The organism is Vibrio sp. R11-SG3-ISO3-SZ (genome assembly GCF_059834345.1).
Genome location: NZ_JCBDGX010000087.1, coordinates 1 through 20,783 on the forward strand (window position 1 = coordinate 1; position 20,783 = coordinate 20,783).

Below are 20,783 nucleotides of genomic sequence, written 5' to 3' on the forward strand. Positions count from 1 at the left end.
GCTTCTCACGCAGAGGAGCTGATCTTACAGGCGGATTTTCTTCGCTATCACTCACTGGCCATTACCGATGAGTGCTCCGTCGCGGGCGTGGTGCGCGCCTACAGTGCCGTTAAGCAGCACCAACTCGGGATTCATTTGATTGTCGGCAGCGTATTTTGGTTGAACCCCCATTGCCACGTGGTGTTACTCTGCCCTAGCCGTGAAGCGTACGCCGAGCTGTGCCGGATTATTACCAATGCGCGTCGGCGCTCAGAGAAAGGGCAATATCAACTATCAGAGTGGGATCTGATGTCCGTTCGCCACTGTTTTGTACTTTGGCTCCCCACCCACCACAGCGAAGATAGCCGCTGGGGACGCTGGCTCCATCAACATCATGCTGATCGCTTGTGGATTGGTGTTCAGCGCCATCTTAAAGAAGACGATCACGCCTACTTAGCCCATTGTGAGCAGCTCGCCGAATCGCTTCATTTACCCATTACGGCGTGCGGCGGCGTATTGATGCACAGCGCAACACGCCTGCCTTTGCAACATGTCCTCACCGCGATTCGTCTTGGTCAAAGTGTTGAACAGGTCTCTGCGCATTTGCTCGCCAACACAGAGCGCAGCCTGCGCAGCCAAGATAAGCTCAACAAACTGTTTAAAGCCGAATGGCTAGCGGAGAGTGTTCGGATTGCTAAGCGCTGCCATTTCTGCCTCAGTGAGCTCAAATACGAATACCCTAGCGAGCTGATTCCTGACGGCCACACCCCGATGAGTTACCTAACCGCATTAGTAGAAAAAGGCAAAATAGCACGCTTTCCAGACGGTGTTCCTGAAGAGATTGAACACACCATTCAAAAAGAGCTAGCGCTCATTGAAGCACTCGATTATCCGTTTTACTTTCTCACCATTCATGACATGGTGATGTTTGCCAAGCACCAGAAAATTCTCTACCAAGGGCGAGGTTCAGCGGCCAACTCTGTCGTCTGCTACTGCTTAGAAATCACCGCCGTTGACCCAAGACAAATCTCAGTGCTGTTTGAGCGTTTCATCAGTAAAGAGCGCGATGAGCCGCCCGATATTGATGTCGATTTTGAGCACGAGCGACGCGAAGAGGTCATTCAATACCTCTATCAAAAATACGGCCGTGAACGCGCCGCGCTCGCCGCAACGGTGATCTCCTATCGTTTTAAAAGTGCGGTGCGTGATGTCGGTAAAGCGCTTGGCATTGAAGAGAGCCAACTTGACCACTTCATTCACAACGTCAACCGCCGTGATCGCACCCAAGGTTGGCAAGCTCAGATCGTACAGTTGGGCCTGCAACCGGGCTCACTCAAAGGCCGGCAGTTTATCGACTTGGTCAATGAGATCTTGGGCTTTCCGCGTCACTTATCGCAGCATGTGGGCGGCTTTGTCATCTCCGCGGGCCCACTCTATGAACTGGTGCCAATCGAAAATGCCGCGATGGCCGATCGCACCGTGATCCAGTGGGATAAAGATGACTTAGAAAGCCTCAAACTGCTCAAAGTCGATGTGTTAGCACTGGGCATGCTCAGCGCCATTCGCAAATGTTTTGCCTTGATTGAGCGCTGGCACGGACGCGACTTATCGATTGCCGACATTACCCGCCTTGGCGATGATCCCAAGGTGTATCGCATGATTCAAAAAGCCGACACCGTGGGCGTGTTTCAGATTGAATCGCGCGCGCAGATGAGTATGCTGCCGCGCCTCAAACCCGCCAACTACTATGATCTGGTGATACAGATTGCGATTGTGCGCCCAGGGCCAATTCAAGGGGATATGGTTCATCCCTTTCTCAAGCGCCGTGATGGCTTAGAGCCCGTCACCTACCCTTCAAAAGAGGTAGAAGAGGTGCTGTCACGGACAATGGGGGTGCCGATTTTCCAAGAGCAAGTGATCAAACTGGCGATGGTGGCCGCCGGCTTTAGTGGCGGGGAAGCCGATCAGCTGCGGCGCGCGATGGCGGCATGGAAGAAAAATGGCGATCTGGTGAAGTTTCGCACCAAGCTGATTGAGGGCATGTTAGCACGCGGCTATGAACAAGCGTTTGCCGAGCGATTATTTGACCAGATCTTAGGGTTTGGCGAATACGGTTTTCCTGAGAGCCACTCAGCCTCCTTTGCGGTGCTCGCTTACTGCTCGGCGTGGCTAAAGTGCCACTACCCTTACGCTTTTTATACGGCACTGCTCAATAGCTTGCCGATGGGCTTTTACAGCCCTTCTCAATTGATCCAAGATGCGCGTCGCCACCAACTGCGCGTGTTACCTATCTGTATCAACCACTCTGAGTATGACCATCAGGTCGTACGCGATGAGCACGGATTGGCCCTAAGGCTGGGCTTTCGCCTCATCAAAGGCTTTAGTCAAACCAGCGCTAAGCAGGTACTCAAAGCGCGCCATAACGGACACTTTCACCATCCAAGTCAACTCAAACACATTGGCTTAAACCAGAAAGAGCTCGAAGCACTGGCCTCAGCCAACGCCATGCACACCATTGCCAACAACCGCTACCATACCCGCTGGGCGATGATGGACTCGCTCAATGACTTGCCACTGTTTCGCCACCTCAATGATGAGCAAGCCGCGCCGGTGCCTGCCCCAAGCGATGTGCAAACCTTACTTGAAGATTACGCTGCCACAGGGCTATCGCTGCACAGCCACCCCATCACACTGCTGGATAACGCTCAGCGATTAGGCCGTTTTACGCGGATGAATCAACTGGTACAAAAGCCGCATCAGTCCTTAGTCACCGTGGTGGGTGTGGTGACGGGCAGGCAATCCCCGGGAACCGCCGCTGGGGTGACTTTTTTTACTCTGGAAGACGATACCGGCAATATCAATGTTGTAGTGTGGCAAGCGACCGCCAGAGCGCAAAAAAACGCTTACCTGACCGCCAAGATACTCAAAGTCAAAGGGATTTTAGAACGCGAAGGCGACGTCACACATGTCATCGCTGGGCGCTTAGAGGATATGACCGAGCAACTGGCAGACTTAAACAGCCGCTCGCGAGATTTTCATTAAATGGTGAGCCCGTCAGATCAAACCCAAAGGTCACAACAAGTCAGACTTACTTGCTCAGTACATCGCGCAGACGGTCTTGCGCCACTTCCACCAGCAAATCCGGTTGGAACTTGGAGATAAAGCGATCGCAACCCACTTTTTTCACCATGGCTTCGTTAAAGCTGCCACTGAGCGAGGTGTTCAAGGTCACGTAGAGATCTTTCATACGCGGATCGTTACGGATTTCATAGGTGAGTTTGTAGCCATCCATTTCTGGCATTTCGGCATCGGTGATCATCAGCAACAAGTCTTCAACCACATTCTTGCCTTCATCAGCCCAAGACTTAAGCAGTCTCAACGCTTCAAGGCCATCGCGGCACTCAATGATATTAAGGCCCAGCTGCGACAAGGTTCCTCTCACCTGAGCGCGCGCCGTCGAGGAGTCATCAACAATCAAGACGTTGCGTCCGACCATTTGTGTCGACAACTCTTCATCCAGTACGCCTTCGGAAATGGAGACGTCGTAGTCAATGATCTCAGCCAGCACTTTTTCTACATCGATGATTTCGACAATCTTCTGCTGGCTGTCTTCTTGCACATGTGTAATGGCTGTCAGGTAGTTCGCACGTCCTGCCGTTTTCGGTGGCGGCTGAATTTCACTCCATGCGGTGTTAACAATATTGCGCACTTGACCTACTAGGAAGCCCTGCACAGTACGGTTGTATTCGGTGATGATGAGATTTTCTTCTTGATTTTCAAGACGAGAAGGCGGGAAGCCAATGGCAGCGCGCAGATCAATCACGGGCACAGAGACACCACGCAGTGATGCGACACCCGTGATGTTGTAATGAGAGCCGGGCATTTTGGTCAATGGCGGCACTTTGATCACTTCACGCACTTTAAACACATTGATCGCGAAGATTTGACGACTGTTGAGGCTAAACAGCAACAACTCAAGTCGGTTCTCACCCACCAAGTTTGTGCGCTGATCTACGGTATTTAATACTCCAGACATACTACTTCTCAACCAATGTATTAAGACAAATTAACTAGGGAATTCACCCCGTCCCTTTTCAAGATTATATGGGAAAGTGGAAAAGATAAAGCTTGGCTATGAGATGACGTGCGTTAACCCTCAATGACTTTCATCAACAGCAGGCCATCGTATAGCGCCTGTTTGATTAACGCCGCGCCCGGCATGGTCGCTTGTTTGTAGAAGCGCGATTCCACCAGTTCCAAATCTTGATGATAGACAGGCAAACTCTGCTCTTCAATGCAGGTTTGGATTTCCGGGTACAAAATGGTTTTGGCTTGGTTAATGGCGCCGCCAATCAACACCTTCTCGGGGTTGAACAAATTGATCACCATCGCAATCGCAGAGCCGAGGTAGCGCCCCAACTTTTGGATGACATCCACCGCCAATGGATCGCCGTTCGCCGCTGCTTCACAAATGTCTTCAACCGACACTTCATCAATCGATGAGAGCGATGACTCTTCACCATTGGCGATACGCTCGGTCACCTCATCACGAATCGCTTGTGAACTGGCAACGGTCTCTAAACAACCACGGTTGCCGCAGTGACACTGCTTACCGTTTTTGTCGATCTGAATGTGGCCAAGCTCACCAATGTTTCCGTGACGACCTTGCAAAACACGGCCATCCAAAACGATCCCAGCCCCGAGGCCGTGGTGAATCGAGATGAGTACCGAGTTGTCGTTCTCTTGTGAGTGACCAAACAGTTTTTCTGCCAGCGCCCAAGCTCGGGTATCGTTGGCAATAAACACAGGCAAACCCGTAGCTTTAAAGATCTCTGGGCCTAGGGCTAGATTTTCGACGTGATAGTGCGGCATTTGCAGCACGACGCCTTGCTCAGAGTTCACTAAGCCCGGCAACGTGATGGCAATACTGGTGACGCGATCAAGCTGATCGGCGTAGGTTTGGAAGAACTCGTCAATTTCATGTAAAAGTCGCGCGAGCACGTCGTCTTGGTCTGTCTCGTGAATATCGATTTTGGTATCGATGAGGACATCACCACCCAGCTCATGCAGTGCAATGGTCAGATAACCGCGACCAAGACGCATCGAGAGAAATTGCCAGCCTTCGTTATTGACTTGAAGCCCCACCGCAGGTCGACCACGACTGGTGGCTTCTTGCACTGTGGTTTCATGGATAAGGTGCGCCTCTATCAGCTCACGAGTAATCTTGGTGATACTCGCTGGTGCTAACTCGCTCAACTTGGATAAGTCGATGCGAGAAATAGGGCCGAACTGATCGATCAGTTTGTAGACACGGCCAGCGTTGACCTGCTTGATATGATCAATATGGCCAGGTTGAGCCATGTACATAGAGTGCTCCAAATATCAGTAACCTGGTAATTTTTTTACTTTGCGAACTAATTGTGAAGAGCTTTGATGAATCGCCGTGACCAGCATCACGTATAAAGCGTTTTGTTTGTGTCCCGAGTCAAATCACAAAACGATTCCTGCCCCCTTAGTGTTATTTTTTTGCATTAATAAATATGTCTCCATCCTCAAGTTTGAAACAGCGTATATACTTATCTCATAGGGAACTTATCTCATCGAGCATTTAAGTTATCAGGGACTTAATTTCTCAAACACTTAATTTATCGACCACAGACATCATCGAGCGCTTGGAGAAAGCGAGTCTGGCGAATAACGCCTTGCAAGGAGAGTTCAATGACCATCATCCAGAGAAGAACAAAAATCGTCTCAACCCTCGGACCTTCAACCGACCAACCCGGTATCTTAGACGCCATTTTGCAAGCGGGGGTCAATGTGGTGAGAATGAACTTCTCGCACGGGACGGCTCAAGATCATAGAGATCGCGCCACCAAAGTCCGCAATATCGCCGCCAAATTGGGCACACATGTTGCCATTTTGGGTGACTTACAAGGCCCTAAAATTCGCGTCTCAACCTTCAAAGAGGGCAAAGTGCACCTCAATGTGGGCGACATTTTTATTCTCGATGGCGACCTGCCTGCAGGTGAAGGTGACAAAAACGCCGTCGGTTTGGATTACAAAGCGCTGCCAGATGACGTCACCACCGGCGATATCCTGCTTCTTGATGATGGCCGAGTGCAACTCAAAGTGATTGGCGTATCCGGCCAGCAGGTGCGCACCGAAGTGACCATCGGCGGCGCGCTCTCGAACAACAAAGGCATTAACAAAAAAGGGGGCGGCTTGTCGGCCGCCGCCTTAACCGAAAAAGACAAACGGGACATTCTTCTTGCGGCAGAAATCAATGTCGATTACCTCGCGGTGTCGTTCCCACGCAACGGCGAAGACATGAAGTACGCCAGACGTCTCGCAAAAGATGCCGGGCTCAACGCCAAATTGGTCGCAAAAGTTGAGCGCGCTGAAACGGTGGAGAGCCTTGAGAACATCGATGACATCATTCTCGCTTCCGATGCCGTCATGGTCGCTCGGGGCGATTTAGGCGTGGAAATCGGTGATCCTGAGCTGGTCGGCGTACAAAAACAATTGATTCGCCGTGCTCGTAGCCTGAACCGCACCGTGATCACCGCGACGCAGATGATGGAATCCATGATGGAAAACCCGATGCCCACTCGAGCGGAAGTCATGGATGTGGCCAACGCGGTACTGGATGGCACCGATGCAGTGATGCTCTCGGGGGAAACCGCAGCGGGTAAATACCCTCTTGAGACCGTGATTTCGATGGCCGAAGTTTGTTTGGGTGCCGAGCGTGTCGCCTCCATCAATCGCAGTCAATTCCAAGTCGATTCAGAATTTGAATCCGCCGAAGAAGCGGTCGCGATGAGCACCATGTTCGCCGCCAATCATACCAAAGGCGTTAAAGGCATCATTACCCTGACTGAATCTGGCCGCACCGCACTGATGATGTCTCGTCCAAGCTCAGGGCTGCCCATCTTTGCTCTCTCTCGCAACGAAGATACGCTAAATCGCAGCGCCCTTTACCGTGGCGTGTTCCCAATTTTCTTTGACTACAAAGGCGACACGGGCTTTAACACCGCTCAAGCCGCGGTCAATACGCTCAAAGAAAAAGGGTTACTCGATGAGGGCGACTTAGTGTTGATCACGCTCGGCGATGTGATGGATGTGGTGGGCTCGACCAACTGCATGCGCATCTTGAAAGCCTAGCCAAAGAACGCCAATAGGGAGCGATGCTCCCTATTGATTGTTTATTTGCTGAGCCGGTTTACTGGCCGACTTTAAACCTCTTCTCGCTTAACTCGCCTGCACCTCTAAACACTGAACAAGCGCTGCTCACTGCATCGGGCGAAGGTCTCGACGAATCGATAACCTGCCTCTAAACCGAGTTGATAATCGTGTTCTAATGCGGATTTCTCGCTCATCAGCGAATTCGATTGCAAAGGTTTATCGGGCTTAATTTGCACAATAAAACAATCATCCGGTGGCGAATGAAGGAAATCTTGCGTCAAGGCGTAGGTTTGATAGTGCACCATCAGCATATCGGCTAAATGAGAGTCAAACTTATCGCCCAGCAAGTGACTCAAACGGTACACATCGTCGGCGCCAAACAACCAACGCCCACCATTGAGCGCCTCAAAGCCCTGTTTTTGGATTTGCAGCTGTTTGTTTTTCTGCACCTTTTCCGACAAAAACGCGCCCCAATCCAACTTCCATTGCGACAGCTTTTGCTGCCACTGCTCTTGAATCAGATTGAAAGAGTCACGAAACCACTCAACTTTCTCTGTTTGTGCAAGAGGAGTGGGCTCCACGGCAAGATCATCCCCTTCGGTGCGGATCACGACAATGCATCGAGCGCCCTTGCGCCACGCTTCTTGCACCGGGATCGACGCCGACACGCCGCCATCCACGTATTCTCCATGATCAAATGCCACTGTATTGGGGTAGAGCCTTGGAATCGCGCAGGTGGCAATCAGCACCTTTTTCCAATCGTCTTTTAACATGGGTAAATAGTGATCGAGAAGATGATGCGTATCCGTGACCGCCGCATAGGCATCACGCTTACCCAGCACTTTGCGCCCTAAATCGACATCCAACCGGTAGGGGTAATCACTGATTTTATCCAGAGACCAATCTAGCCCAAGGTACTGTTTGCGGCGGATGTAACCGAAAAGATTGAAGAACTGCGGATCCGTGGTCAAATCTAAGATGAAAGAGCGACCGATTCCGCGTTGGCGGCAGAGGTACGCACACAAGTTCAACGCACCAGCTGAGGTGCCATAGAAGGTATCAAACGGGTCAAAATTGGAAAGAAGAAAAGCATCAAGTACACCGGCAGTGAAGATACCTCTTTGGCCGCCCCCTTGGGCAACCAAAGCGTTTTTGCCGCCGGTATATTTGGCGAGTCGGGATTCGTCTAACTCGACAGCAGCATTAGTAATGCATCCGCTGTTGTTCATGATGGCGGTTAAGCCGCATTGATCGCGATAAGTCCATAGCCAATTAACACGGTAAAGACGGTCGCGACGATGATGAGGGCAAATTTGAGATCGTGTTCCATAGACATCTCCTTGTTGTTTAACAAAGTAATAACACCTCTGTGAAGTATCTTCAAATACCACATCTTTTTTGTGTTTAATTATGGCGTTAGCGTCACAATTGCCTTATCCCACTGCGATTAGATTCTCGATAAGGAACCGCTCATGACTTGTCTGCGCTTGCTCACTCCCTTGCTTTTACTCTGCACCCTACCCTCCATCAGCTACGCCGAGACTTTCCTCACCCCTTGGCTAGGTGTGACACTGGGCGGCGAATTAGAAGACCAAAACGGGCAAACCTACGATCTCAAACCGTCAGAGAGCTATGCCTTTAGCCTAGAGCATACGCTAGATAAGGGACGCATCGGCCTTTTTTACGCCACGCAGTCGACCGATGTAGACAAGATTTCAGAGCGAGCGACCACTCACTATCTTCACTTTCAGAGCAGTATTTACTATCCCCTGAATCCGGGGCTGTCGAGCTACGTTGGCGTCGGTTTGGGCGCGTCCTACATGGATGCCCAATGGGTGGATGATCACTATGGGTTTTCCGCCTCGATCTTTGGTGGCTTTGATTACCAGTTCAACTCGCAACTTTCTGTTAACACGCAAGTGCGCTGGCTCGGGACTGTAGTGGACAACGATACCAGCGGGATGTGCAATCTACCCAGCGATGGCAGCGAACAGTGCATCATTCGCTTTAAGACCGATTGGATGAATCAATTTTCCGCCAACATCGGGCTCACGTGGCGATTCTAGGATTCTCAATATCGAGCAGGTATAAAAACGCCACCGACAAAGCGGTGGCGTAGAGAGTCTAATTGGAGCGCTTAAAAGTTGTACTTAATGCCGAGTGCGCCGCCAATTTGCAGTTCAGGACCACTGTATAGGTCAAGCTCTGGGTGGAGTTGGCCGTAAAGATCCCAACCTTTGCCCAGATCCCATTTCAAGCCCAGTGGCACGCGCACACCAAACTCTTTGTGATCCCACTCGCTCCAACCACCAACGCCGACATACCAAGAGATTGGGGCATTGCCATCAAAACGACCAGAGGTGATCAGGTAGTCAAATGCAGCACCATCATTGCCAAGGGTGAAACGGTATTGATTATCGAGCTCCAATACCGCACTAAGCTCTTGATCGTACGCCATACCGACCGAAATTGGGGTTTTATCTGGGTTTGCCATGGCTACGGAAGAGCCAAGCAATACTGCCAACGTGCCCCCTACCATGCTAACGCTTCTCTTGTTCATTGATGAGTTCCTTAGCGGTTTAAGTTCTGCAGGAAATTATCGTCAAAAGTGCCTATCAGGTGTCAGGAAAACGTCAGAACCTAATAACAAAGGGCTAGAGACAACAATGCCAGTCATCAGACTGGCATTGGGAGTTTACTTGCATAATACGTCAATTATGAGACGGACACATGCAAACACGACACTGCGTGCACATCGCTACCTTGAATGGTTGGCTTAGTCTTAGCACACGCGTCAGTCGCTTGTGGACAGCGGGTGCGGAACACACAACCAGACGGCGGACTGATCGGTGATGGCAGATCGCCTTCTAACATTTCAATCTGCTTCTCACGTTCCAACTTGGGATCGGGAATCGGCACCGCCGACATCAGTGCGCGTGTGTAAGGGTGTTTCGGGTTATCAAACAGCGCGTGAGCTTCACCCAACTCCACTGCGTTACCCAAGTACATCACCAACACGCGATCAGAAATGTGTTTGACCACCGACAAATCGTGGGCGATAAACACCAGTGACAAACCCAGCTCTTTTTGCAGCTCTTTCAGCAAGTTCACAACCTGAGCCTGAATCGATACATCTAGCGCCGATACCGGCTCATCACAGATGATCATCTTTGGATTCAAGATAAGCGCACGGGCAATACCGATACGCTGACACTGACCACCCGAGAACTCATGAGGATAACGGTTAATCACGTTAGGCAGCAGACCGACCTTCTTCATCATCTCTTTAACGCGCTGCTTCACTTCCTCTTTGGAGAGATCTGGGTAGAAAGTCTCCAGCGGCTCGGCGATGATGTCACCAATGGTCATTCGCGGGTTAAGCGACGCCAACGGATCTTGGAAAATCATCTGGATCTCTTTACGCGTTTCACGGCGCTGGACCTCTTTCATCTTGGTCAAGTCTTGCCCAAGCCACACCACTTCACCGTCGGTCGCTTCGACCAAGCCGATGATGGCACGGGCGAAGGTGGATTTACCACAGCCAGATTCGCCCACTACGCCGAGCGTTTCGCCTTCGTACAAACGCACGTTAACACCATCCACCGCTTTTAGCGTTGAAGGTTTGGCCCATGGCCACGCCGATTTTGCGGCAATATTGAAGTGCACCTTCAACTCTGAAATGTCTAGAATGACTTTTTTATCTGCACTCATTTCGTCCAAGCCTCCCAATCAGAAAAACACGCGCGTTGACGACCTTGACCAAATGGCGTCAGGATTGGCGCTTCTTGCTTACAGCGATCCATCACGCGATGGCAACGCTCTTGGTACGGACAGCCGGTCGGCAGACGTAGCAAGTTTGGCGGGTTTCCAGGAATGGTGGGCAGCACCTCACCTTCGGTATCCAGGCGAGGAATCGCTTTGAGCAGACCCTCTGCATAAGGGTGACTTGGGTTGTAAAAGATCTCATCCACGCTACCGTACTCCATGGTACGGCCTGCGTACATCACCAGCACTTTGTCACATGAACCTGCAACCACACCTAAGTCGTGCGTGATCATGATAATGGCGGTGTTGAATTCTTGTTTTAGCTCGTTAAGCAAATCCATGATCTGCGCTTGAACTGTTACATCCAGAGCGGTCGTCGGCTCATCAGCGATCAGCAGTTTAGGACGACACAATAGCGCCATTGCGATCATCACACGCTGACGCATACCGCCTGAAAATTCGTGCGGATACATGGTGATACGCTTACGCGCTTCAGGGATTTTCACCGCTTCCAACATGCGGACCGACTCTTCAAACGCTTCGGCCTTGCCCATGCCTTTGTGCAGCATCAGCACTTCCATCAACTGATCACTGACCTTCATATAAGGGTTCAGTGACGTCATAGGATCTTGGAAGATCATCGCAATTTGCTCAGCGCGCACTTTATTGAGCGCTTTTTCTGGCAAGTTGAGGATCTCTTTGCCTTCAAATTTAGCACTACCTGAGATGATGCCGTTTTTGGCCAGCAGCCCCATGATAGCGAAAACCGTTTGCGATTTACCTGAACCTGATTCACCCACAATACCCAGTGTTTCACCTTGGTTGAGTGAGAAGTTCAGATCGTTAACTGCGGTGACGATACCATCTTGCGTGGTAAATTCGACGCGCAGATCTTTGACATCTAATAAGCTCATCATTGCTTCCTTAATCTTTCTCTTTAATTATCTGTCTTTAGGATCAAGCGCATCGCGCAGACCGTCACCAACGTAGTTGAAGCAGAACAAGGTCACCACCATGAACGCGGCTGGGAAAGTCAGCTGCCAAATAGCGATTTCCATCGTTTGCGAGCCTTCTTGTAGAAGTGCGCCCCAACTTGTCATCGGCTCTTGTACACCTAGACCAAGGAATGAAAGGAAAGATTCAGTCAGAATCATGCTTGGGATCAACAGTGTGGAGTAAACCGCCACAATACCCAGTACGTTTGGCACGATATGACGCGTAATGATTTTCCAGTTACTGACGCCACAGACGTGTGCCGCTTCAATGAACTCTTTACTGCGTAGGCTCAAAGTTTGACCACGCACAATACGCGCCATATCCAGCCAAGCAATGGCACCAATCGCGACGAAAATCAAAATGATATTTCGGCCAAAGAAGGTCACCAATACGATCACGAGGAACATAAATGGCACCGCGTAAAGGATCTCCAAAATACGCATCATGATTCTATCGACTTTACCGCCGATAAACCCAGAGGTTGCGCCATAGAGGGTACCAATCAGAACCGCCACCAAGGCGCCGAGTACACCCACCATCAGTGAGATTCGGCCACCAATCAGCGTACGTACGTAGAGGTCACGACCTAGACTGTCGGTACCAAACCAGTGCTCAGCGCTTGGGCCAACGTGCATCGCGTACCAATCGGTATCATCGAATGTGTACGGCGCAATCATAGGCAGGAAGATCACCGCTAAGGTCATCACAAACAAAATGCACAGGCTGATCATTGCCGCCTTGTTGCGCATAAAACGAATACGGGCGTCTTGCCACAAACTGCGGCCTTCGACTTCCAAATTCTCTGCAAACTTCTCGACCGCTTCGAGGTTCTCTTTTTTCGTTAACATAACCAATCTTCCCTGTTAGTAGCGAATTTTCGGGTCAATCATTGCAAGGAGAATATCTACCACTGCGTTGAAAAGAATGAAGAGGAAACCGATCAAAATCGTAATTCCCATCACCAGCGAGTAATCGCGGTTAAATGCGGCGTTGACGAACAACTTACCAATGCCGGGCAGACCAAAGATGGTCTCGATCACCACCGAACCGGTAATGATGCCGACAAACGCAGGGCCCATGTAAGAGACGACAGGCAACAACGCAGGTTTCAGTGCGTGTTTAAGAACGATGTAACGGTAGCTCAAACCTTTCGCACGTGCAGTGCGGATAAAGTTACTGTTCAAGGTTTCAATCATCGAGCCACGGGTAATACGCGCAAACGTGGCGATGTACAAAAAGGACATACCAAGGACAGGCAAAACCATGTACTCAATCGCGCCGCCGTTCCAGCCACCCGCTGGGAACCAACCCAGACCAATCGAGAAAATGTAGATAAGGACAGGGGCAAAAACAAACGACGGCAGTACCACCCCTATCATGGAGGTGGACATCACCGTATAGTCGAGCCAGGTGTTTTGCTTTAACGCGGCGAGCGTGCCGACCGCCACCCCGACAATCACAGTGAAAATAAAGGCATAGAAACCGACTTTTGCCGATACAGGTAGCGCCTCAGACACCAACTCATTCACCGTATAATCTTTGTACTTGAACGAGGGGCCAAAGTCGCCTTGAAGAATATTACCTAAGTAGGTGGTGTATTGCTCAAATAGAGGCTTATCCAAGCCATATTTCTCGTTGATATTTTGCATCACTTCAGGAGGCAGTGTCTTCTCTGAAGAAAAAGGGTTACCCGGTGCAAACCGCATCAAGAAGAACGATACGGTTATTAGGACAAGTAAGGTTGGAATAGCTTCCAAAATTCGAGAGAAAATTAGCTTTAACATAAAACATCTCACATCTAAAAAAACAGTGCGCTAATAACGCGGGCTATCAGCGCACTGGATATCTTACTCAAGGATTACTTTTTGATAATGTACATGTCTTTTGAGTAGATATTGTCTTGCGGGTTTTGATCAGGGTAGCCACCAAGCTGTTTGCTTACTAGACGTGGCTGAACGTACTGATAGATAGGTGCGATTGGCATATCTTGTGCCAACTGAGCTTCTGCGATCGCGTAGTACTTGTTACGCTCTTCTTCAGTTTTCGCTACTTTTACTGCGTCGTTCATGGCCTTATCAAAAATCTCGCTAGAGTATTTCTGGTCGTTTGAACCGTTTTCAGTCATCGCAATCGCTAGGAAGGTAGAGGCTTCGTTGTAGTCTGCACACCAACCTGCACGGCGAACGTCAAAGTTGCCTTGCTTAGAGCTGTCTAGGTAAGTTTTCCACTCTTGGTTCTCAAGCTTAACGTTGACGAAACCACCCAGCGATTTTTTCCACATAGATTGAACCGCGACGGCGATCTTCTTGTGGTTTTCACTGGTGTTGTACAGCAACGTGAAATCAAGAGGTTTGCCTTGACCGAAGCCCGCTTCAGCAAGAAGCTCTTTCGCTTTCTCTACGCGCTCTTTTTGCGTCATTGTCGCGTACTCTGGCGCCTCAGGTGCGAAACCTGTGATGCCGCTGTGCGTCAATGCGTAAGCAGGTTTTTGGCCTTGACCTAGAATCGCTTGAGTGATGATGTCACGGTCAATCGAGTAAGACAGCGCCTTACGTACGCGAACATCGTCAAACGGAGGACGTTGGTTGTTGAAACCGTAGTAGTAAGTACATAGGTTTGGTGAAACAACCACGTTATCTGGGTAATCTTTCACAAGACGACGGAACTGCTCATTTGGCACTTCGTAAGTCATGTGGATTTCACCCGATAGGAAACGGTTCATTTCCGCATTTTGGTTTTCAATAGGCAGGTAAGTCACTTTATCAATGACGGTATCGGCGTTATCCCAGTAGTTAGCGTTGCGCTCTAGAACGATCTTCTCGTTCACTACCCAATCAGACAACACGTACGCACCATTGCCAACGAAGTTACCTGGTTTCGTCCAGTCGTTGCCGAACTTCTCAACCGTCGCTTTGTGTACTGGGTACATCGTGGTGTGCGCCATCATCTTCACGAAGTATGGCAGTGGTACTTCAGTCTCCACCACGAGCGTGTGCTCATCCACGGCTTTCACACCCAGCTCAGCCACGTCTTTCTTCCCTGCGATGATGTCTTTCGCATTTTTCATCTTGGTGTATTCGATATACCAAGCGTAAGGAGACGCAGTCATTGGGTCAGCAGCGCGTTTGAAACTGTATTCAAAATCATAAGCGGTGACAGGATCGCCGTTCGACCATTTCGCATCTTTACGGATTTTGAATGTGAACGTTTGATTGTCTTCAGTAGACCAAGATTCAGCAGCACCTGGGATGGTATTACCCGGGCCATCTTGGATAACAAGGCCTTCCATCAAATCACGTAGAACGTGAGACTCAGGCACACCTTCAACTTTATGAGGGTCTAGCGACGCCACTTCCGTACCGTTACCACGGACGAATTCCTGTTTTGCTGCTAGTTCGACACCCGCTGGAACATCAGCGGCAAAAGTTGCGGTAGAGGCCACTGCAAGGCCGGCACCTAGTAGAAGGGCTTGTGTGATTTTGTTCTTGTACATGAGTAAAACTCCAAGTTTTTCTTTTGCATCCATGACGTCTTTGTGGTTTTCACTTGAACGGCCAGTGATTTAGGTTTTTTTAGCCCAAAATTCGACCAATAATCACCTAATAACCCCACAAAGATTGCGGCACACATTACCAACCATTGAAGCAATTTGCCATAAATTTGTAGCATTCAACCGTAATATTCCACGATCATATCAATGAATTGGCATATAATTCTGCATACGTAAACGTTTGCCAGAGAGTTGGCATTTCTTTACATCTGCAGACAGACTAATGCGCCTTTTAGTCTAAATAAACACCAGCATCTAGCATCATCTGCTAGAAAGCGTGCAGAAAATTTAACATTAGTTATGAAAGGTGGCGACTACTTAACTACAAATCGCTTATCCGATGAGAGGTTCTGTGAAGCGAATCACCATGATGCACCTATTTAGTCAACCTGCGCCAAAAGTGATCATTCACGAAATAAATAACTCACTGCCAATGCTCAACACGTCAGTCAATAGCCCACTCTAAATTGATAAATTTAGAGCTTTATTTTGTGTGTTTTTTAGCTATTCATCGTCGTGGCGAATGCGTGGAATGCTTTATAAACCGCCAATGTGACGTCTCTCATACTTATCCATCTCAAAAACGCAAAATAGCAAGTTCTCCAGCGTGACTCATTTACACTCAAGGGTATCTATCGGTTTTGAACAGGCGCTGGCTTTGTCTTCTTTATTTAAAACGATGTTGATTAGCTTAGTTATGATCGCCATGACGGCGTGTACTTCCCTGTCACCTGACACCCATAATGAGAAGACCACCAGCACCGCCCTTCCATATCAGCATAACTCGCCCTTAGATCACTATTTCTCTGCCCTTTCGAAAAAGACGCCGGGAGAGACAGGATTCTATCCTTTAGAGCATGGCCACGACGCTCTCCTGACTCGATTGGCGCTGATTGAATCCGCACAGGCAAGCTTAGATCTTCAGTATTATATTTTCCGTGACGACGAAACCAGCCAACTGCTCAGTTGGCGATTGTTCATCGCCGCCGAGCGAGGCGTCCGAGTTCGCCTATTGTTAGACGACATGCAAAAGCGCGATGACAAGGTCATGGCTTACATCAACTCGCACCCAAACATCGAGATTCGTCTATTCAATCCTCACCAATATCGCACAGCGCGCGGCGCGGCCTTCCTCAGTGATTTTGACCGTCTTAACCACCGCATGCACAATAAATCACTCACGGCAGATAATGTCGCGTCAGTGATTGGCGGGCGAAACATTGGCAATGAGTACTTTTCATTTCAATCGGATGTCGAGTTTGGCGACTTTGATCTGTTGATGCACGGTGAAGCCGTCGCAGCGGTGAGTGAGCAGTTCGATGAATATTGGAACAGCGACTTCGCTATCCCGATGGAGTGGATTTACCCAAATCACACACCGCTCACCTCTGAAGCCATCTCAGATTGGGTCACAAGCTCTAAAATCGAAGAGCAGTTCACGCAGGGCCAATACGACTTTAGCCAATTACCTCTTTATCAAAAGCTTATTAACGCAGAACTCTCGCTTTTCTGGGGTAAAGCGCAGCTTATCTACGACTCGCCAAACAAAGTGCTAGGACAAGGCGAGCCACTAAAAAGCGGATTGACACAATTTCTTAGCCAAACAGAGAGTGAGTTGGTCTTGATTTCCCCCTACTTTGTCCCGACAGAATCTGGCACACAAGCCTTGATTTCAGCGGTTGAGAAAGGGATTGAAGTGACGATTATTACCAACAGTCTCGCGTCCAATGACGTTTTCGCCGTTCACGGTTGGTATGCGAAATATCGCCAAGCGCTCATTGAAGGCGGCGTTACCCTTTGGGAAGTTAAAGCGACAGCAGACATCGACAACAGTTGGAGCATCAAGGGCAGCAGCAACGCCAGCTTACATGCCAAAGTCATCGTACTCGATCGGAGCAAAATTGCCGTCGGTTCGATGAATCTTGACCCGCGCTCTGCGGAACTCAATACCGAGTTGGCAGTACTGTTCGAACAACCTGAGTACGCGGAGCGCGCTTTAGCGCAGCTGTACAGCAAATTGAATGAGAAGGCGTACCAAGTCATCGTGCAAGAGGGCGAACTGATTTGGCTCGATCACGCGCAGTCCGTGCAATTCGATAGCGAACCCGACGCTAGCCTATGGTTAAAAATGGGCGCGTGGATCAGCGGATGGCTACCGATAGAAAGCCAATTATAAGCGAGTAACAAAATCGAACTTAGGGCCAATGCCCAACCAATCTTAGCCGGTTGTTTCCATTATGAAGTTGGTGAGTTGCTGCCCACGTACATCGACTTGCTGCTTTGCTACAACACGAAAGCCAAGGTGCTCATAAAACGGACGGGCGGTGATGCTCACGTGAGAATAATAACGCTTGATGCCTAGTCTACGTCCTTTCGTAAATAGGTGCTCCATTAATCGTCGCCCTACCCCGATGCCTTGATACTCGGCATGACAGAAAAAATGGTCGATGTACCCATCCTTCTGTAAATCTGCAAAGCCGACTATTTTGCCTTCGAATTCCGCGACGAAAGGTTTCATGTCGTCTGCGCGCTTTTGCCAAACCGCCATATCAAAGCCATCCGGAGCCCAAGCGGATACTTGCTCAAAAGTGTAGTCTTTGATATTCACGGTTCTAATCGTTTGGAACTTCAGCTGCCACATTTCTAGGGCGTCTGAGTGCTGGTAGTCTCGTATCGTAATCATAGCTATCTGTTGCTCTGCAGTGCGGTAGTAAATTTGACCACATAGTGAGGTGAGGGAAAGTGAGTCAATCGTTACTTTGGTCAAGTGGTTGTTGAATTCGTCGAAAAAAGAAAAGGGGCAAATATGAGCTAACTGATGAAGACTGTCATATCCTGTATACGTGAGATGAATTCTTCGCCTAGCGACACAGAACCCAATGCTGTGCAGATATGAAAAAACCTGCAATTTATGCGACATATATTGCAGGCTTCAAAAGGGTGGAAGCCCCAGCCACATCCCGGCACACAAGTCACTTGCTGCGGCTGCTTCCTTCCGGACCTGACCGAGTTCACAAGCTATTGTTGCGGGAGGACCAGAGCCTCCATTGATTCATTTTTCTTGCGACTGTGCGCTAAGAAGTGTGGGGATTATTAATCATCGCCTGACTGATTTCAAGCGGTTAACCAGACAAATCAAAGAAAAACGGCTTAACTGCCTAATCATTAGGCAATTGTGGCTGCTCAGCCATTGACGGAGCAGTTAACCAAGCTGCTTTGCTCTTTGCGCCTTGGCTACTGCGCTCTCGCTGCTTGCGTTTGTGGCTGTACATCGCTTGATCCGCCTGATTCAGGGCTTGCTGAAGCGTCAGAGAGCGAGTACTCGCTTGGCAAACACCCATAGCCAACGTAATGTTGAGTGACACACTGTTATCCCATGAGGTATAGGTTAAGGCAGCAACATGTTGAGCGAGAATATCCAGTTGTCCCTCATCCATCTGGCCAATCAAGATAAACTCATCTCCACCGATACGATAAGCGCTGCCTTGCCAGTAGCGAACGATCTGGTTGGCGATCGCTTTTAACACCTCATCACCAATTTCATGCCCATAGGTATCATTAATGGCTTTGAAGCCGTTGACATCAAAATAGACCAAGGTGTCACGCGATTTGAGCCCGAGTCGATATTTACGCTGCATGGCACGCCGGTTTCTCAAACGCGTTAAGTTATCCGTATTCGATTGGCTATAGAGGAAATAAGCCACGATGACCAAGAACGCCAGCACAAACAGAAACAATGCTTGGTTCTGCTGGGCTAAGCTTTTCTCGTTATGCAGCGTGGCTTTCCAGTCTGGCTGGTTATCATAGTTGTGGATGATTTTCTCGACGTCGATCATCGTCAGCGCCTGATTGAACAGCGGCACCAATTGCGCTCCGAGTTCATTGTTTGCAAAGCCCATCGCTACCTCTGAACGGTAGAAAGGCGCTATCGCGGTGTCCTCTTCGAGTGGCAACACCTCTTTGCTCTCACGCAGCAGAGCATGGAAGCTGCCGCGCGTCATGGGGATGTAGTCGATTTCGCCATTCAGCAGCGCCGTCACCAACGCTTGGCTATTGTTGTAGACCTTAAAGCGCTTGTTGGGCAGCAAGACATTCAGCAGTGATTCAGATGCCGCCTCTTTGATCACGCCAATACGCTCTGCAATCAATTCAGAAATATTGCTGTAGACGCCCTCCTTGTACTCTTCCCGTTTGACCAAAATCGCTTCAGGGAAGTAGTAAGAATCACCAAAGAGTAACTCACCCCGACGCGATTCCAGCACCGCAACCGGTGCAAGTACGTCGATAGCCTTATTGACCAGATCTTGGTACATGCTTTCCCAAGTCTCGTTGGCTTGACTCTCAAGCTGACATTTAAGCAGTAAGATGTCGCACACTTGAAATAAAACGTCAGCTGCGATCCCGGACACACTGCCGTCGGCATGATAGGTCGCGTACTGACCAAAATTCTCCAACTTCACTCTCAGTGGGCGATCAAGGTCAAGGCCGCTCTCTTTCGCCACATTTCGTAGTGCATCTCTGCGAATATTAAATTGGTATTGTCGAATCGACTCACGCAACAGTTTTTGTACGCTAGCGCTATGGACGTAATGTTCTATCGCGGCCAGGAGATCCGCGTGTTGGCCTTTGGTTGTCACGATAGAGACCGGTTTAATGGGGATTTGATCATTCAGCAGTTCGGCATCAAAACCGGAAAGCAACATCGGCTTAAGCTGGTTTATGGCGTCAACAACGCCGTCAACTTCCCCGGCATTCAGTAGTCGAACCGCTTCGTGATGGCCCGAGTATTCGATGAGGGTAATCGCAGGAAAGTGGCGCTCAATCAGCTCGCCATAAATCGTGCCGTTGGGCACGCCCACGACTTGAACGTCCCCTAAACGGCGGGCTTGGGGGCTAAATAAATAGGTGTATTCAATGTTAGTGGGCGCAGAAAAATCGAAGTATTGAGCACGCTCAGGTGTATAGGTGACATTGGCCGCGAAATCGCTCTCACCAGACTCGACAGACTGTAAGATGCTGCTAAAACTAGGATAGCGTACATACTCTACTTTGATGGAAAAATGCTGCGACACTGCATCAAACAGCGTCCTCGTGACGACGTCATCGGCTTCCATCGCGACCCGATACTGCTCTTGCGCTGCATGGGCTCCTCCCATCAACGCCAACAGTAGCCACAATCCTTGGCCGAGTTTGACCATCCGTAGCCAAAACCTAAACCACATTGTTCATGTCTCTAGCGAAAAACTAACCCAAGTAACCAGTCCTGGTGAAGACTGCTCACCCCTTTGCATGAGATTGCAATTACGCAAGA

At 49.6% G+C, this 20,783-nt stretch carries 16 protein-coding genes and 1 other RNA gene; 4 read left to right on the forward strand and 13 right to left on the reverse strand.

What is annotated here, in order from left to right; all coding sequences use genetic code 11:
* A partial coding sequence (locus tag AC6R1O_RS10975) for an error-prone DNA polymerase (protein ID WP_500657018.1) occupies positions 1-3,021 on the forward strand: 3,021 nt, incomplete at its 5' end.
* 46 nt (positions 3,022-3,067) lie between these two features.
* Here AC6R1O_RS10975 and AC6R1O_RS10980 read toward each other — a convergent pair.
* Positions 3,068-4,015, reverse strand: a complete 948-nt coding sequence (locus AC6R1O_RS10980; RefSeq protein ID WP_500625579.1) for a chemotaxis protein CheV — start codon at positions 4,013-4,015, stop codon at positions 3,068-3,070.
* A gap of 113 nt (positions 4,016-4,128) precedes the next feature.
* Positions 4,129-5,346, reverse strand: a complete 1,218-nt coding sequence (gene mlc / locus AC6R1O_RS10985; RefSeq protein ID WP_500625578.1) for a sugar metabolism global transcriptional regulator Mlc — start codon at positions 5,344-5,346, stop codon at positions 4,129-4,131.
* 351 nt (positions 5,347-5,697) lie between these two features.
* Between mlc and pyk the strand changes: the two genes are divergently transcribed.
* Positions 5,698-7,140, forward strand: coding sequence for a pyruvate kinase (gene pyk, locus AC6R1O_RS10990; RefSeq protein ID WP_500631669.1), 1,443 nt, complete (start codon positions 5,698-5,700; stop codon positions 7,138-7,140).
* A 104-nt stretch (positions 7,141-7,244) separates the two neighbouring features.
* Here pyk and AC6R1O_RS10995 read toward each other — a convergent pair whose 3' ends face one another.
* The gene (locus AC6R1O_RS10995; protein WP_500633535.1) at positions 7,245-8,390 is read right to left on the reverse strand and encodes a patatin-like phospholipase family protein; all 1,146 of its coding nucleotides are present in this window, start codon (positions 8,388-8,390) and stop codon (positions 7,245-7,247) included.
* Positions 8,391-8,398: 8 nt separating this feature from the next.
* On the reverse strand, positions 8,399-8,491 hold the full coding sequence (cydH, locus tag AC6R1O_RS11000) for a cytochrome bd-I oxidase subunit CydH (RefSeq protein WP_334550872.1): 93 nt from the start codon (positions 8,489-8,491) through the stop codon (positions 8,399-8,401).
* Between the two features lie 142 nt (positions 8,492-8,633).
* Here cydH and AC6R1O_RS11005 point away from each other — a divergent pair, with 142 nt between their 5' ends.
* The gene (locus tag AC6R1O_RS11005; protein ID WP_500657019.1) at positions 8,634-9,227 is read left to right on the forward strand and encodes an outer membrane protein; all 594 of its coding nucleotides are present in this window, start codon (positions 8,634-8,636) and stop codon (positions 9,225-9,227) included.
* 71 nt (positions 9,228-9,298) lie between these two features.
* On the opposite strand, the gene AC6R1O_RS11010 is transcribed toward AC6R1O_RS11005, so the two are convergent.
* The 6 genes from AC6R1O_RS11010 to AC6R1O_RS11035 all read right to left on the reverse strand — a co-directional run bounded on the left by AC6R1O_RS11010 (position 9,299) and on the right by AC6R1O_RS11035 (position 15,415).
* Entirely contained in the window at positions 9,299-9,721 is a 423-nt protein-coding gene (locus AC6R1O_RS11010) for a hypothetical protein (protein WP_500629699.1), read from the reverse strand.
* Positions 9,722-9,876: 155 nt separating this feature from the next.
* A complete protein-coding gene (oppF, locus tag AC6R1O_RS11015) occupies positions 9,877-10,872 on the reverse strand; it encodes a murein tripeptide/oligopeptide ABC transporter ATP binding protein OppF (RefSeq protein ID WP_487902387.1) in 996 nt (331 codons plus the stop codon).
* The gene (locus AC6R1O_RS11020) at positions 10,869-11,840 is read right to left on the reverse strand and encodes an ABC transporter ATP-binding protein (RefSeq protein ID WP_334550877.1); all 972 of its coding nucleotides are present in this window, start codon (positions 11,838-11,840) and stop codon (positions 10,869-10,871) included. The genes oppF and AC6R1O_RS11020 overlap by 4 nt, the downstream gene beginning before the upstream one ends.
* Before the next feature lie 27 nt (positions 11,841-11,867).
* Positions 11,868-12,770: an oligopeptide ABC transporter permease OppC gene (gene oppC / locus AC6R1O_RS11025; protein WP_334550879.1), complete on the reverse strand. Its 903-nt coding sequence runs from the start codon at positions 12,768-12,770 to the stop codon at positions 11,868-11,870.
* A 15-nt stretch (positions 12,771-12,785) separates the two neighbouring features.
* Positions 12,786-13,706: an oligopeptide ABC transporter permease OppB gene (gene oppB, locus AC6R1O_RS11030; RefSeq protein WP_334550880.1), complete on the reverse strand. Its 921-nt coding sequence runs from the start codon at positions 13,704-13,706 to the stop codon at positions 12,786-12,788.
* 74 nt (positions 13,707-13,780) lie between these two features.
* Positions 13,781-15,415, reverse strand: a complete 1,635-nt coding sequence (locus AC6R1O_RS11035) for an ABC transporter substrate-binding protein (protein WP_334550882.1) — start codon at positions 15,413-15,415, stop codon at positions 13,781-13,783.
* Positions 15,416-16,151: 736 nt separating this feature from the next.
* Here AC6R1O_RS11035 and AC6R1O_RS11040 point away from each other — a divergent pair.
* Positions 16,152-17,648 carry a phospholipase D family protein gene (locus tag AC6R1O_RS11040; RefSeq protein WP_500657026.1) on the forward strand — a complete coding sequence of 499 codons (1,497 nt, stop codon included), beginning with the start codon at positions 16,152-16,154 and terminating at the stop codon, positions 17,646-17,648.
* 42 nt (positions 17,649-17,690) lie between these two features.
* On the opposite strand, the gene AC6R1O_RS11045 is transcribed toward AC6R1O_RS11040, so the two are convergent.
* From AC6R1O_RS11045 to AC6R1O_RS11055, 3 genes are all read right to left on the reverse strand, one after another.
* Complete coding sequence (locus AC6R1O_RS11045) at positions 17,691-18,155, reverse strand: GNAT family N-acetyltransferase (protein WP_500632535.1); 465 nt, start codon at positions 18,153-18,155, stop codon at positions 17,691-17,693.
* A gap of 261 nt (positions 18,156-18,416) precedes the next feature.
* Positions 18,417-18,513: signal recognition particle sRNA small type (ffs, locus tag AC6R1O_RS11050), an RNA gene on the reverse strand.
* Positions 18,514-18,630: 117 nt separating this feature from the next.
* Positions 18,631-20,694 carry a GGDEF domain-containing protein gene (locus AC6R1O_RS11055; protein WP_500657020.1) on the reverse strand — a complete coding sequence of 688 codons (2,064 nt, stop codon included), beginning with the start codon at positions 20,692-20,694 and terminating at the stop codon, positions 18,631-18,633.
* Positions 20,695-20,783 lie beyond the last annotated feature (89 nt).

Excerpts from the sequence above, each read along its gene's own strand:
- AC6R1O_RS11035 (WP_334550882.1), bottom strand. The coding sequence starts at position 15,415 with ATGTACAAGAACAAAATCACACAAGCCCTTCTACTAGGTGCCGGCCTT.
- oppB (WP_334550880.1), bottom strand. The coding sequence starts at position 13,706 with ATGTTAAAGCTAATTTTCTCTCGAATTTTGGAAGCTATTCCAACCTTA.
- AC6R1O_RS11055 (WP_500657020.1), bottom strand. The coding sequence starts at position 20,694 with ATGTGGTTTAGGTTTTGGCTACGGATGGTCAAACTCGGCCAAGGATTG.
- AC6R1O_RS10980 (WP_500625579.1), bottom strand. The coding sequence starts at position 4,015 with ATGTCTGGAGTATTAAATACCGTAGATCAGCGCACAAACTTGGTGGGT.
- pyk (WP_500631669.1), top strand. The coding sequence starts at position 5,698 with ATGACCATCATCCAGAGAAGAACAAAAATCGTCTCAACCCTCGGACCT.
- mlc (WP_500625578.1), bottom strand. The coding sequence starts at position 5,346 with ATGTACATGGCTCAACCTGGCCATATTGATCATATCAAGCAGGTCAAC.
- AC6R1O_RS10995 (WP_500633535.1), bottom strand. The coding sequence starts at position 8,390 with ATGAACAACAGCGGATGCATTACTAATGCTGCTGTCGAGTTAGACGAA.
- oppC (WP_334550879.1), bottom strand. The coding sequence starts at position 12,770 with ATGTTAACGAAAAAAGAGAACCTCGAAGCGGTCGAGAAGTTTGCAGAG.
- cydH (WP_334550872.1), bottom strand. The coding sequence starts at position 8,491 with ATGGAACACGATCTCAAATTTGCCCTCATCATCGTCGCGACCGTCTTT.
- AC6R1O_RS11010 (WP_500629699.1), bottom strand. The coding sequence starts at position 9,721 with ATGAACAAGAGAAGCGTTAGCATGGTAGGGGGCACGTTGGCAGTATTG.
- oppF (WP_487902387.1), bottom strand. The coding sequence starts at position 10,872 with ATGAGTGCAGATAAAAAAGTCATTCTAGACATTTCAGAGTTGAAGGTG.
- AC6R1O_RS11040 (WP_500657026.1), top strand. The coding sequence starts at position 16,152 with ATGTTGATTAGCTTAGTTATGATCGCCATGACGGCGTGTACTTCCCTG.
- AC6R1O_RS11020 (WP_334550877.1), bottom strand. The coding sequence starts at position 11,840 with ATGAGCTTATTAGATGTCAAAGATCTGCGCGTCGAATTTACCACGCAA.
- AC6R1O_RS11005 (WP_500657019.1), top strand. The coding sequence starts at position 8,634 with ATGACTTGTCTGCGCTTGCTCACTCCCTTGCTTTTACTCTGCACCCTA.
- AC6R1O_RS11045 (WP_500632535.1), bottom strand. The coding sequence starts at position 18,155 with ATGATTACGATACGAGACTACCAGCACTCAGACGCCCTAGAAATGTGG.